Here is a 13,796-nt window from a genome sequence, read left to right as displayed (position 1 = left end):
CCATCATCAGTCGGCGCGCCGCCACGTGGTGCCCTTCGCGCCGTCCTCCAGCACGATACCCTTGGCCGCCAGTTCGCCGCGGATCGCATCGGCACGCCCGAAGTCGCGCGCCTTTCGGGCGGCCACGCGTTCGGCGATTGCGGCCTCGATTTCGGTGACCTCGTCTGCCTGCCGGCTTCCCAAAGCCCCGGCCGAAGCGCTGAGTGACCCGACACCGGTCGAGATGCTAGATGACTCGCCGCCGGTCAGCGTGACTGAAGCGCGGCCAAACCAGACGTCTGGCGATTGCTGCAGCAAGCCTAGAACACTCCCCGCGGCCCGCAGCCCCGCCGCCGCGGTCGCATCGCCCCGCATCGCCGCGTCCGCCAGAGCGTGCATCGCCGACAGCGCCAACGGCGTGTTTAGGTCGTCGCACAACGCCTCCAGCACCTGCTGCGGGACGGCGGCGCAAGCCTCCGCGACAGCCGCGTCACCGGACGCGCCGGACCGCGGGCCAGGGGACCCGACACCGCGACCCGCATCCGCGCCCCCGCCAGGAACCCGCTCCAACGCGCGATAGAAACGATCCAGCTCCCGCCTCGCCTCGGCCAGGCCCTGATCGGAAAAATCCAGCACCGAGCGATAATGCGTGCGCAACAGCAAAAGCCGAATAACCTCACCCCGCGCCTTGCCCAGAATGTCGCGCACGGTGAAGAAGTTGCCGACGCTTTTGGCCATCTTCTCGCCGCTCAACTGCAGCATGCCGTTGTGCATCCAGTAACGCGCGAAATGACTGCCGGGGAAGGCGCACAAGCTCTGCGCCATCTCGTTCTCATGATGCGGGAAGATCAGGTCGCTGCCGCCGCCATGGATGTCGAAGCTTTCACCCAGGTATTTCCACGACATCGCGCTGCACTCGATGTGCCAGCCCGGCCGGCCCCGCCCCCACGGCGACTCCCACCCAGGCAGGTCGTCCGGGGACGGCTTCCACAACACGAAGTCACCGGCATCGCGCTTGTACGGCGCCACATCCACCCGAGCGCCAGCCACAAGCTCGTCCGGGCTGCGCCCCGACAGCCGCCCATAGCTCGGGTCTGATGCCACCGAGAACAGCACATGCGCCTCGGCCGCATAGGCATGGCCGGATTCGATCAGCCGCTCGATGATCATGATCATCTCACCGACATGCCCCGTAGCCCGAGGCTCCTGGTCTGGCTCCAACGCCCCGAGCGCGGCCATGTCGGCATGGAAATCCGCCGTAGTGCGCGCGGTGATGGCACCGATCGCCTCGCCGGTCTGCCGCGCCCGGGCGTTGATCTTGTCGTCCACGTCGGTGATGTTGCGGACATACGTCACGTGTGGATACAGCAGCCGCAGCAGCCTGACCGCGACATCATACACCACCGCCGCCCTGGCATTGCCCAGGTGCACCAGGTCGTACACCGTCGGGCCACAGACATAGATCCGCACATTGGTCGGATCGGCCGGTTCGAACCGCTCCTTGCGACGCGTCAGGCTGTTGTGCAGATAAAACTCGGGCATGATCGGGTCCATCATCGACGCTTGCTTGTATCGGCAGCTTGCATCAGTGGTGGCGTTGTCCGCGAAACCCGCCGCCAACGCAACGCGATTTGCGTTAAACGGCGCCGGCCGCCGCGAATACAACGAGACCTTTTTGCAATGCCCGCAACCGCCAACCCCCCCAAACCAACCCGCGCACCCCCTGACGTCGACGCCCCAGCCATGCCGCGCCGGGGCCGCTTCCTCACCGTGTTCGGCTCCGGTCTCGTGGTCATGCTGGCCGACAGTGACGTCGGCAGCGTCATCACCGCCGGCCAGAGCGGCGTACGCTGGGGCTACCGCCTGCTCGCGCTGCAACTGCTGCTAGTGCCGGTCCTCTACATGGCGCAGGAACTCACCGTGCGCCTGGCGATCTTCACCGGGCGCGGCCACGGCGAGCTGATCCGCGACACCTTCGGCCCGCTCTGCGCCTGGGTCGCCGCGCTCGCCTTGACCATCGCCAGCGCCGGCGCGCTGCTGACCGAGTTCTCCGGCGTCGCCGGCGTCGGCCAGCTCTACGGACTGCCCCGCTTCGCCTCGCTGCCGATCGCCGCCGTCGCCCTGCTGGCCGTCACCTTCACCGGCACCTACCGCCGCGCCGAATTGTTCGCCATCGCCGTCGGCCTGTTCGAGCTGGTGTTCTTCTTCGTCGCCTGGGCGGCCCACCCGAACGCCGACGCGCTGCTGGCGGGTGCGATCGACATCCCGCTCCGAGATCCCGACTACCGCTATCTCGCGGCCGCCAATATCGGCTCCGTCATCATGCCGTGGATGGTGTTCTACCAGCAGTCCGCGATCGCCCAAAAACGCCTCGGCCCCCAGCACCTGGCCGCTGCCCGCTGGGATACCGCGATCGGAGCGCTGCTGACCCAGTCGATCATGGCCGCGGTGCTGATCGCCTGCGCCGCCACCATCGGCCGCGCCGGAGCCAACCCGACGCTGTCAAGCGTCGGCCAGATGGCCCAGGCGCTGACCCCGTTCCTGGGCACACGGGTCGGCAACCTGGTGTTCGGCCTCGGCGTGCTGGGCGCCGCCATGGTGGCCGCGATCGTGGTCTCGCTGGCCTTGGCCTGGGGCCTCAACGAGGTCATCGGCAACCGCCGTTCGGCCGACGCCGATCCGCTGAAGACAAGCTGGTTCCGCGCCACCTACGCACTCTGCGTCGTCGCCGGCGCGCTGTTCGTGGCACTCTGGCCCGATCTCGTGGCACTGAACCTGGCGGTGCAGGTGATCGACACGCTGATGCTGCCGATCGTGCTCGGCCTGCTGATCGCCCTGGCCGTCACCGCGTTGCCCAGGGCGCACCGCCTGCGCGGCGCCTATCTGTGGATCGTGCTGGCGGTCGCCGCGGTCACCTGCACGCTAGGGCTGTTCGGCGGCCTGTCGGGCGCCGGTCTGGTGTAGAAACCTCCGCCGCCCATGACCCGCGCCAGCGGATGCGATCGCACATCGCCCCGGGCCTGGTTCGATTGTTGATCACGCCGGCTTTGTTTGCCCTTGGCCCGGTAATTGCCTGCCTCGTAGCTCAAACGTACCCAGCGGCTCAACCGAGCACGCCGGTTCAACCGAGCAGGGGCTGAAAGCCGGGCCCAACCGCGGCAGCCGGCAAACGACGGGTGGAGGCTTGAATGGCATCGCAAACGCGGCAAGTGCCGACGCTCGTAATCACCGGCGCTCACCCCAGACTGTTCAATCACGATCTGGCTCCAACCGCGCCCGAGGGGCGGACCTGGGGCGTCTTCAGCCTGTTCGCCATGTGGATGTCGGACGTCCATTCCGTCGGAGGCTACACCTTCGCCGCAAGCCTGTTCTTCCTTGGGCTGACCGGCTGGCAGGTGCTGATCTCGATGCTGCTGGGCATCACCGCGGTCTACTTCCTGATGAACCTCATCGGACGCCCGTCACTGCGCCATGGTATCCCTTTCCCGGTGGTGGCTCGGCTGTCTTTCGGCGTCATGGGCGCCAATCTCGCCGCGATGGTCCGAGGCGTCGTCGGCATCGTCTGGTATGGCGTGCAGACCTATTTCGCCTCCAAGGCGGTCCAGGTCCTCATCGTCACCCTTGCCCCCTCGGCAGCCAGTCTGACCCACAACAGCATCGCCGGCCTGTCCTCCCTCGCGTGGTTCAGCTTCCTGTTCATGTGGTGCTTTCAACTCCTCATCTTCCTGAGCGGCATGGAGCGTATCCGACGCTTCATCGATTTCTGCGGCCCGGTGGTCTATCTGGTGATGTTCGCGATGGCGATATGGATCCTCTGGCAGACCGGATTCTCCAGCCTGTCGCTGCAACTCAGCCCGCCCGCCGCATCCAGGACCGCAACGATCGGCGTGATGGCCAATGCCGCGATGCTGATCGTTGCCTACTTCTCCGCCTTGTTGCTCAATTTCGGCGACTTCGCCCGCTTTGGAAAAAACCAGGCCGCCATGAAAATGGGCAATTTTCTCGGGCTGCCAGTCAACTTCCTGGTGTTTTCCGTCATCACGGTCATTGTCACCGCCGGCACCCTCAAGGTGTTCGGCCAGGCCATCACGGACCCGATCCTGATCGTGCAGAAGATCGGCAACCCGATCGTCGTCATCGTTGGCTCGATCACCTTCATCGTCGCCACCATGGGCATCAACATCGTCGCCAATTTCGTATCGCCCGCCTACGACATCTCGAACCTCAGCCCAGAGCATATCAGCTTCAGATTGGGCGGTCTGATCACCTCCATCCTGTCCGTCCTGGTCTGCCCATGGCTATTCGTCGCCAGCCCAGGCGCCATTACTCTGTTCGTCAGCATCTTCGGCTCTGCTCTGGGACCAATGTTCGGCATCATGATCGCCGATTACTACCTGGTAAAGCGACAGGCCGTCACCGTTGACGACCTTTATTCGATGGCGCCGCAAGCGCGCTACCATTTCGATGGCGGATGGAACCCCAAGGCGCTGATCGCCCTGGCGATCTCCGCCACCCTCTCGATCGGCCTGTCGCTGCTCGGCGCCTACGGCGCGATGTTCAACGTCGGCGACTGGGGCTGGCTGATCGGCGCGGGCGTGGGTGCCGTGGCCTATCGAGGTCTGTCGCGACCGGCTGCCCAACTGATTCCCACCCGGGCAAGCGTCTGATCGCAAACAGCCGGGCGAAACCGTCTCTCGATCGCCGGAACCCGCCAGGCCGCAAAGCCGACCACCGCCCCGGCCGCATGACGTTTCGCCGAAGCCGGGGCCGCAACCCCGCCACAGCCGTTTTTCGCTCGTATCCCGCCCGCTTACCGCCTATGTGTGCGCCGCACCATCCCCCTGGAGTGCGATCGCTCAGAACCCGATCGCCCTCTCAAACCGAACAGAACCGGACCCGGATCGCTTCGACCCGAAGCCATCCGGCTCCAAAGTCAGGCTCGTATGCAGATCCGTAACGTCGCTATCATCGCCCATGTCGATCACGGCAAGACTACCCTGGTGGACAAGCTGCTCAGCCAGTCCGGCGCCTTCCGCGAGCACCAGCAGGTCGCCGAACGCGCGCTCGACCGCAACGACCTGGAGAAGGAGCGCGGCATCACCATCCTGGCCAAGTGCGCCTCGGTGGTGTGGCACGACACCCGCATCAACATCGTCGACACCCCCGGCCACGCCGATTTCGGCGGCGAGGTCGAGCGCATCCTCAACATGGTCGACGGCGCCATCGTCCTGGTCGACGCCGCCGAGGGCGTACTGCCGCAGACCAAGTTCGTCGTCGGCAAAGCCCTGGCCCGCGGCATCCACCCGATCGTCGTGGTCAACAAGGTCGACCGCCAGGACGCCCGCCCCGACGAGGTCCATACCGAGATCTTCGACCTGTTCGCCGCCCTCGGCGCCTCCGACAGCCAGCTCGATTTCCCGATGCTCTACGCCTCCGGCCGCAACGGCTGGGCCGACGAAATCCTCGACGGCCCGCGCACCGACCTGTCGCCGCTGTTCGACCTAGTGCTGCGCCACGTGCCGCAGCCGACGGTGAAGCCGGACGCCCCGTTCGCCATGGTCGCCTCCATCCTGGAATACGACAACTTCCTCGGCCGCGTGCTGACCGGGCGCGTCGAGCAAGGCACCGCCCGCGTCAACATGCCGGTCAAGGTGCTGCGCCGCGACGGCTCCACGGTGGAAACCGGCCGGCTGACCAAGCTGCTGTCGTTCCGCGGCCTGGACCGCGTCCCGGTCGAGGAGGTGCTGGCCGGCGACATCATCGCCGTCGCCGGTCTGTCCGAGGGAACGATTCCGGACACCATCGGTGCCCCCGAACTGCCCGGGCCGCTGGAAGCGATCCCGGTCGATCCGCCGACCCTGGCGATGACCTTCCGCATCAACGACTCACCGCTCGCCGGCCGCGAGGGCAAGAAGGTCACCTCCCGCCAGATCCGCGAACGGCTGTTCCGCGAGGCCGAGGGCAACGTCGCCATCCGCGTCACCGACTCCAACGAAACCGACGCCTTCGAGGTCGCCGGCCGCGGCGAACTGCAACTCGGCGTGCTGATCGAGCAGATGCGCCGCGAGGGCTTCGAACTCACCATCGGCCGGCCCCGCGTGCTGACCCGGCGCAATCCCGAAACCGGCGACCGCGAGGAGCCGATGGAGGAAGTGCTGGTCGATGTCGACGACCCCTACACCGGCGTGGTGGTGGAGAAACTAAGCCGCCGCAAGGGCGAGATGCGCGACATGCGTCCCTCCGGCGGCGGCAAGGTGCGGATGACCTTCGCCATCCCCAGCCGCGGCCTGATCGGCTACCACGGCGAATTCCTCACCGACACCCGCGGCACCGGCATCATGAACCGCCTGTTCGCCGGCTACGGCCCCTGGAGGGGCACCATCGAGGGCCGCCGCGCCGGGTCATTGATCTCCACCGAGGCCGGCGAAGCGGTGCACTATTCGCTATGGTACATACAGGAACGCGGAACCATGTTCGTCTCCCCCGGTGAAAAGGTCTACCAGGGCATGATCCTCGGCGAGCATTCCCGCGAGTCCGACCTGGAAGTAAACCCGATCAAGGAAAAGAAGCTGACCAACATCCGCGCCGCCGGCAAGGACGACGCCATGCTGCTGATCCCGCCGCGCAAAATGAGCCTGGAACAAGCCATCGCCTACGTCGAGGACGACGAATTCGTCGAAGTCACCCCCGCCGCCATCCGCCTGCGCAAACGCTACCTCGACCCGCACGAGCGCAAGCGCTTCGAACGCAAGGTGGACGCCGACGCCGCGGCGTGAACCGGTCTTCCCAAAACGCCGGCTACTGCACGAGCCTCAGCAAGGCTTGCGGTCCGCTCAGGCGCGTCAGCGCCGCCGCGTCGGGCGACCGTGCCTCGTTGCCCAGCACCCGAAAAATTTGGAATGGCGCCGTATCAGTTATCTCTGCCACCTTCGCAAATCGATTTGGCTCTGCTGCCAGCAGGGCGTTGAACTGCGCCACATGTGCCCACTCCTGCGCGTCCCCCGTGCGCTGAAAGATCACCAGCGAGATGCCGTAGCGGTCGATCTCCTTCATTAGATCATGGGGATCACTGAAGCGCGGCTTATAGTCCGCATTGTTGTAGCCGCCTCCACCGAACAAACGGGAGCCACGCACGACCCACGTAACCGGACGCCTCGGTTCCGCCATGCCGATCGCGGCAATCATGGCCGGTTCGGTGGCCTTGCCGGCAACCACCAGTGCCATCGGGTTTCCCGGCGGCAACGCGCCAAGTGCTGCCTGCGCTGCCTCCGCTACCCGATTATGCGGAACGGCCTGCACCGGCCACGCAGGAATAACGACGCTGACGATCAATATGGCGACCCATGCGCCACGAGCGATCGGCCGCCGTAATTGCTCGAAAACTCTTATCGCCTCATGGGCGGCCAACACCAGGAGCGGCGCCAGGCACGGGATCAGATAGCGGTCCTGTAGCGCCACCGGGACAACCAGCAAGAACAGGAATACCGACAGTCCCAGCGCCGCGCAGCTAATCTCGATCGGCGTTGATCCCGCCATCCCAGCCCGGCCGCCGCGCCATAACACGCGCCCAAGCCCAACCACGGCCAGCACCGCCACGATAGGCGTCAATCCCTCAAAGATACTGCCTGCATTGTAAGGCGTTGCCAGTTTCAAATAGGCCAGCCCCCATTCGAAGCGGAACCCTTGCTCTGACAAGCCATGCGCTAGCACATACCAGGGCCCGGCCAACACGCCGACAATCGCCGCCGGCAGGTAGAAGGTGGGGCGACGCAACAAGTCCCAACGCCGCCCGATCAGCACGCAGAGCGGTGGCACAAGGGCGAGAGCCAGCGCATTGTATTTGGTCATCATGGCGATCACCGCCAACAGTCCAAACCCCAGAGCGGCTCCTCGGCGTCCGCCCGCGAGGTAGGCGGCGTAGGCGAGTGCCGCCAGGAAACATCCGAGAGCCGCCGGGACGTCTAACATCAGCTCGTTACTGGCGCGCTGCACGAGTGGATTGCCGACCAGGAGCAGGGCCGCCAGCAATCCGCCCATCCAGCCGCTCCTGCGGGCCACAACCAAACCGACGGCCAGGCCCAGAAAAGCGCTGGCGCTGCCGGACAACAACAGCATGGCCGGCATGCCAACACCCGACAGCAGCATCCACACACCTTCAATGCCATAATAAAATGGCGGCCACAGGCCGAAGGCGGTCACCGGCAGATGCGCATGATAATTGATCAGATAGCGCACCGCTTTAGCACCGAACTGATTCAGCAGCCAGTCATGCACCATCAGGCCAGATACGTAATGCGCTATGGCATCGCCTTGTAGTGCGCCCGTGAAAGCACCGGCGCGCCATTGCAGCACGACCACCACCATAAGTAGCATGATCAGCATGGGCGCCGCCCGCAGCGAGACCATGCGGAGGCTTGGATTCAGCTTGCGCAACCAGTTGCCGTCTTGGCGTGGCAGCTTAACGACGCCTACATATCAAAGCAATTTCCTAGCCTTCTCACCGCAAATCGATTATATGTCGATATAGCACCATTTGCGTGTTGTCAACGGTGAAGGCGCCATCATCGTAACTGATGAACCGGCGTTCCATCCGAACGTCTATTGTGATCCAAACGAGTTAGGCATAATCCATGATTGCGGATGGACTAACGTTGCCGCGGATGAAATCCGCAGTACTAAGAAACGAAGCACCCAAGCGCCCCGTGGTCGCCGTGGTAATGCCATCGTATCGCGTCAAAGCCCATATCCTCACGCTGCTTGGCAAATTTGGTCCGGAGGTCACACAAATCTTCGTCGTGGATGATTCTTGCCCGGAAGGCTCGGGCGCGCATGTGCTGGCGGCATGCCAGGATCCGCGTGTGGTCGTGTTGGTGCATGAACAAAACCAGGGTGTAGGCGGTGCGGTTATTACCGGCTACCAGCACGCATTGGCGATGGGTGCGGATGTGGTCGTCAAGGTCGACGCTGACGGCCAGATGGACCCCGCGCTGATCCCACAATTCGTGGCCCCAATCCTCGAAGGCAGAGCTGACTACGTCAAAGGCAACCGTTTCCACAACGTGGAGGACGTACGCACCATGCCGACAGCACGCTTGATCGGCAATGCCGGATTGTCCTTCATGACCAAACTATCGTCTGGATATTGGAACGTCTTCGATCCCACGAACGGATACACCGCGATCAGCGGGCTTGTGCTGTCGCGAATCCCACTACAAAAGCTGCGGCGGCGCTATTTCTTTGAATCCGACCTGTTGTTCCGACTGGGCACGATCCAGGCCTGCGTCTTCGATCTTCCGATGACCGCAGTCTACGCTGATGAACAGAGCGGGCTCAACATCCGTCGCGTGTTCCTGCAATTTCTGGGCGGCAATCTCGTCAATCTGTGCAAGCGCGTGTTTTACGAATACTTCCTCCGCGGCTTTTCGATCGCCTCACTGGAATTACTGGTCAGCGTTGCCTTTCTTCTGTTCGGCGTGGTCTTCGGTATCCAGGGTTGGACGGAAAGCGCCTTGACCCGACGTCCGGCGACCACCGGCACTGTGATGCTCGCGGCCTTGCCGATCATCCTTGGGGTTCAGTTGCTGCTGTCGTTCCTTGCCTTCGACATCGCCGCTGTCCCGACCCGTGTCATTACTCCGCTTCTGCCGCTCAGGCGCGGTGCCACCAAGTCAATGGCGGCGCTGCGATCGGAAATGCGCTGCGGATCAGGGGATTCGACATGAGGTGCGCTGTCTGCAACGCGGCGATGGTGCCGGACCTCGCTCCAGGGACGTCCCACTGCCAAGCCTGTGGCTTTTTTGCGAGTGAATTGCCTATCCAAATCAATTCCGTCGATAGAATCGATGAAGATGTTCGGGAGCGCGCCCTGAAGCCCGTTCGGCTTGCCAATTTCCAACAGCTATTGGCGGAATGCGCCGACTACTTACCGCGAGGAACACGATTGCTCGATGTCGGCTGCGCCCATGGTTGGTTCCTGGAGGCCGCCAAAACGCGCGGCATCGAGTGCGTCGGCATCGAGCCGGATGTTGACATGGAGAGGCGTGCCCGATTGGCCGGTCACGACGTTATCGCCGGTTTCTTCCCGGCCGAGATGCCGCCGGACATGCGCTTCGATGCCATCATCTTTAATGATGTATTCGAACATTTGCCTGATGTAAGCGTAGCTGCATCGGTCCTGTCAGACTATCTGCTACCTGGCGGCGCCGTTATCGTTAATCTGCCGGTTGCGGAGGGCTTCATCTTTCGGGCCGCACGGCTGGCGGCTCGGTTCGGAGTCACCGGCCCACTCAACCGTATGTGGCAAATCGGCCTGCCGTCCCCCCACGTGAGCTACTTCACTAGCGCTGCGCTATCGAGACTCTTCACAACAGCCGGATTTGCACTACTACGTCAGGGACAGCTTGCCTCGATCGTGACGGATGGATTGTACGACCGCATTCGATACGATCGCTCGGTTGGCGCTTTAAAAGCAGGTGCGCTCTATACTCTCGCCGTCGCAGCGGTCGCGTTCAGTAAATTCTTTCCGTCCGATATTCAATATTTCATTTTCCAACGGCAAGTGCCGTGATCAATTCGGTTCTGCTTATGACCGTGACCTGCCTGCTCGCAGGCGGCCAGTTTCTGTTCAGAGGCGCCGGGTTGGCGATTCAAAACCGGTCCCTCTCGGACGTTGTCTGGACGCTCGCGACGCTCCCCACCTTCTATGTCGCATTATCGATCTACGGCATGGCCACATTGCTGTGGATCTTCGTGCTTTCGCGTGTCCCGCTGATGCAGGCCTATCCATGGATGGCAGGCGCAACCGTAATCGTGCCATTGCTGGGTCGTTTGTTCTATAATGAACAGGTGACGTGGATCTTTTGGGTAGGAATGGCATTTATTCTCGCTGGCTTGCTTCTCACGCAACTCGCAAATACACGCTAGCTAGGGTCGTCGACTATCGTTCTCATTTGACAGACCGATCGTTCCAAAAAAGCCCACCCGCAAACCCCCTACCGCCCCTGATCCGCCTCAAACAACGCCGTCAACTCCTCCGCCGCCTGCTGCGCACTCTGGATCATCTGCTTCTCATCCCGATAGATCGCATGCGCATCCAGCAAATTCTGCTCGTCATGCGCCCGGAACAACGCCACCGACCGCTCGGCATCCTCGGCCGAAACCCCCAACGCCAGCAACGAATCCTCCGACATCTTCAAACTGGAGTAGAACAACTCCCGCACCAGCCCATCCACCCCCCGATCGATCAGCCGATGCGCGTGGTAGCGGTTGCGCGCCCGCGCCAGGATCTTCAACTGAGGAAAGCTCCGCCGCGCCACCTCCACCACCCGCAGCACATCGTCAGGATGGTCCAGCACCACGATCAGCAGCCTCGCCTGCTCCGCCCCCGCCGAACGCAACAACTCGACCCGCGTCGGATCACCGAAATACACCTTGTTGCCGAACCGCCGGATCACCTCCACCTGGCCCAGGTCCCGCTCCAGCGCGGTGAACGCGATGCCGTGCATCCGCAGCACCCGTCCGATGATCTGCCCGAACCGACCGAACCCGCAAATGATCACCGGCGCGTTCGCCGCCTCGATAGTGTCGTAATCCGGCACCGGCTCCGCCTCCAGCCGAGGGATCACGAACCGCTCCGAAAACGCAAACAACACCGGCGTCGCCGCCATCGAAACCGCCGCCACCAAAGTCGCCAGCGCCGCATTATCGGAGGCCAACGCCCCCACATCCACCGCCACCCCGAACAACACAAAGCTGAACTCACTGGCCTGAGGCAACGCCAGGCTAAACCGCAGCCCATCGGCAACATTCTGCCCAGCCAGCCGCGCCAGCCCGAACCCAACCACGATCTTCGCCGCCAGCAACCCACCCGCCGCCGCCGCCAGCAACCCCGGATGCGCCAACCCCAATCCCAGATCCGCCGACATCCCCACCGAGATGAAGAAGAACCCCAGCAACAGCCCCTCGAACGGCGCGATATCGGCCTGCAACTCGTGCCGATATTCCGACTCCGACAGCAGCACGCCCGCCATGAACGCCCCAAGCGACATCGACAGCCCGGCCAGGCTGGCGATATAGGCGGTACCCGCCACGATCAGCAGCGAAGCCGTGGTGAAAACCTCCTGAATCCGAGCCCCCCCCAGCGCTCGGATCAACGCCGGAACGGCAAATCGCCCGCCCACCAGGATCACCGCCACCGCCACCACCGCCCTGGCCACGTCCTGCCACGGCACATGGTTCGGCAGGCTGTGCTGCGCCGCCAGCGGCACCAGCGCGACCAGCGGAATGAACGCCAGGTCCTGGAACAGCAGCACCGCGAACCCATCGCGCCCGGCTCGGCTCTGCAACAGATCGGCCTCGGCCAGCATCGGCAGAACGATCGCGGTGGACGACATCGCCAACCCCGCCCCCAGCACCACCGCCCCGGCCCAGGGGATCGCCAGCGCGTGCGCCAGCACCGCCAGCACCGCCGCGCTCAGCACCACCTGCGACGACCCCAGAGCGAACACCGCCCGGCGCATCACCCACAGCCGTTTCGGCCGCAGTTCCAGCCCGATCAGGAACAACAGCATCACCACGCCCAGCGAGGCGATATCGCTGATCTGCTGCACCCCGCGCACCAGCCCCAGGCCGGACGGCCCGATCACCACCCCGGCCACCAGATAACCAAGCACGCTGCCCAACCCGACCCGACGGGTCAGCGGCACCGCGATGGTCGCCGCCGCCAGCAGCGCGACAAGCGTCGCCAGCATCAGTAACCGCGCGCGATATCGAAACGATTAGGCAAAGGCAGCCCATCCCGCCAGGCCCGCAGATTGTCCAGAAAAATGTCAAGACTGCGCGGGTTATAGGTCGCCGGATCATCCGCCGAGGTGTGCGGACTGATCACCAGGTTGCGCGTCGACCACAGCCGATGTCCCGCCGGGATCGGCTCCGGCGTGAACACGTCCAGCACCGCACCGGAAAGGTGCTCTTGGTCCAGCAGGTCGCACAGCGCCGCCTGGTCGATCAATTTCCCACGCCCGATATTCACCACCCCCGCGCCCGACGGCAGGCACTCCAGCCGATGGCGGCTGATCAGACCGCGCGTCGCGGCGGTCAGCGGGCAGGCCAGCACCAGGAACTCGGTCTCCGCCAGCGCATCCTCGATCGCCTCGACCCCGATCACCCGCTCGCACGCCGGATGCGGCCGGGGATGCGCCCGCACCCCGGTCACCCGCACGCCGAACCGAGCCGCATGGTCCGCAACGGCGCCCCCCAGGCTGCCCAGCCCGACCACCGTCAGGCGCCGCCCGCGCAGCACCGACCCCCATAACTTGCGCCACACCTCCTGACGTTGGTTGGTCACCATCGCCGGCACCCGGTTGGCCAGCATCAGCACCGCCATGATCGCGAACTCACCCGATTTCGCCGCATGAGCGCCGCGGTTGTTCAGCAGCGCGACCCCCGGCGGCAGCCAGCCGAACGGCGCCAGCTGGTCCAGCCCGGCATTGGTCAGAAAAATCATTTGCAGACGCGGAGCAGGGCAGGGGAAGTGCGTCGCGATCACGCTGGCATCGGTCACCAGCGCCTCGGCCTCGCGCATGGCGCCAGCCAGATCCGCCGGCGTTACCCCGATTGAAACCTCATGCCCCGCACCGATATCGGGCGCCCGCGCCGCCGCCGCCTCCCACATCGGGCGAGAAAAGTCGAACAGCGGATCGTTGTCTGGGTTCTGCAGATGGATGCGCATACACCAAGCGTGCCATGACCCGTCACCGATGGCGATGCCGGTTCCATGGTCCGCCGCCGTTCTGCCGCCCGATCAGTCGTGAAACGCC

General features: G+C 64.2%; 10 protein-coding genes. 6 read left to right on the top strand and 4 right to left on the bottom strand.

Annotated features, from left to right (window positions below):
* Positions 1 to 6 precede the first annotated feature (6 nt).
* The gene (gene cysS, locus ACQY4T_RS18470; protein ID WP_428533711.1) at positions 7 to 1,521 is read right to left on the bottom strand and encodes a cysteine--tRNA ligase; all 1,515 of its coding nucleotides are present in this window, start codon (positions 1,519 to 1,521) and stop codon (positions 7 to 9) included.
* A gap of 138 nt (positions 1,522 to 1,659) precedes the next feature.
* Here cysS and ACQY4T_RS18465 point away from each other — a divergent pair, with 138 nt between their 5' ends.
* From ACQY4T_RS18465 to typA, 3 genes are all read left to right on the top strand, one after another.
* Positions 1,660 to 2,943 carry an NRAMP family divalent metal transporter gene (locus tag ACQY4T_RS18465; RefSeq protein ID WP_428533709.1) on the top strand — a complete coding sequence of 428 codons (1,284 nt, stop codon included), beginning with the start codon at positions 1,660 to 1,662 and terminating at the stop codon, positions 2,941 to 2,943.
* Positions 2,944 to 3,167: 224 nt separating this feature from the next.
* Positions 3,168 to 4,646, top strand: coding sequence for an NCS1 family nucleobase:cation symporter-1 (locus ACQY4T_RS18460; protein WP_428533707.1), 1,479 nt, complete (start codon positions 3,168 to 3,170; stop codon positions 4,644 to 4,646).
* Between the two features lie 276 nt (positions 4,647 to 4,922).
* Complete coding sequence (gene typA / locus ACQY4T_RS18455) at positions 4,923 to 6,755, top strand: translational GTPase TypA (protein ID WP_428533705.1); 1,833 nt, start codon at positions 4,923 to 4,925, stop codon at positions 6,753 to 6,755.
* A gap of 22 nt (positions 6,756 to 6,777) precedes the next feature.
* Here typA and ACQY4T_RS18450 read toward each other — a convergent pair whose 3' ends face one another.
* Positions 6,778 to 8,361 (bottom strand): ArnT family glycosyltransferase, encoded by a 1,584-nt coding sequence (locus ACQY4T_RS18450; RefSeq protein ID WP_428533703.1) that lies wholly within the window; start codon positions 8,359 to 8,361, stop codon positions 6,778 to 6,780.
* 248 nt (positions 8,362 to 8,609) lie between these two features.
* Here ACQY4T_RS18450 and ACQY4T_RS18445 point away from each other — a divergent pair, with 248 nt between their 5' ends.
* Genes ACQY4T_RS18445 through ACQY4T_RS18435 form a run of 3 tightly spaced genes read left to right on the top strand, consistent with a single transcriptional unit; the run spans position 8,610 to position 10,902 of the window.
* Entirely contained in the window at positions 8,610 to 9,701 is a 1,092-nt protein-coding gene (locus ACQY4T_RS18445; protein WP_428533701.1) for a glycosyltransferase family 2 protein, read from the top strand.
* Between the two features lie 23 nt (positions 9,702 to 9,724).
* Positions 9,725 to 10,546 carry a class I SAM-dependent methyltransferase gene (locus ACQY4T_RS18440; protein ID WP_428533699.1) on the top strand — a complete coding sequence of 274 codons (822 nt, stop codon included), beginning with the start codon at positions 9,725 to 9,727 and terminating at the stop codon, positions 10,544 to 10,546.
* On the top strand, positions 10,543 to 10,902 hold the full coding sequence (locus ACQY4T_RS18435) for an EamA family transporter (RefSeq protein ID WP_428533697.1): 360 nt from the start codon (positions 10,543 to 10,545) through the stop codon (positions 10,900 to 10,902). The genes ACQY4T_RS18440 and ACQY4T_RS18435 overlap by 4 nt, the downstream gene beginning before the upstream one ends.
* Positions 10,903 to 10,970: 68 nt before the next feature.
* Here the strand turns inward: ACQY4T_RS18435 and ACQY4T_RS18430 are convergent, their stop codons facing one another.
* Complete coding sequence (locus ACQY4T_RS18430; RefSeq protein WP_428533695.1) at positions 10,971 to 12,728, bottom strand: monovalent cation:proton antiporter-2 (CPA2) family protein; 1,758 nt, start codon at positions 12,726 to 12,728, stop codon at positions 10,971 to 10,973.
* On the bottom strand, positions 12,728 to 13,708 hold the full coding sequence (locus tag ACQY4T_RS18425) for a D-2-hydroxyacid dehydrogenase (RefSeq protein ID WP_428533693.1): 981 nt from the start codon (positions 13,706 to 13,708) through the stop codon (positions 12,728 to 12,730). The genes ACQY4T_RS18430 and ACQY4T_RS18425 overlap by 1 nt, the downstream gene beginning before the upstream one ends.
* Positions 13,709 to 13,796 lie beyond the last annotated feature (88 nt).

The organism is Rhodopila sp., from assembly GCF_965277825.1.
Lineage (GTDB): Bacteria > Pseudomonadota > Alphaproteobacteria > Acetobacterales > Acetobacteraceae > Rhodopila.
Note: the sequence above shows the minus strand (reverse complement) of the source record. Positions and strands in the feature narration are given on the sequence as shown.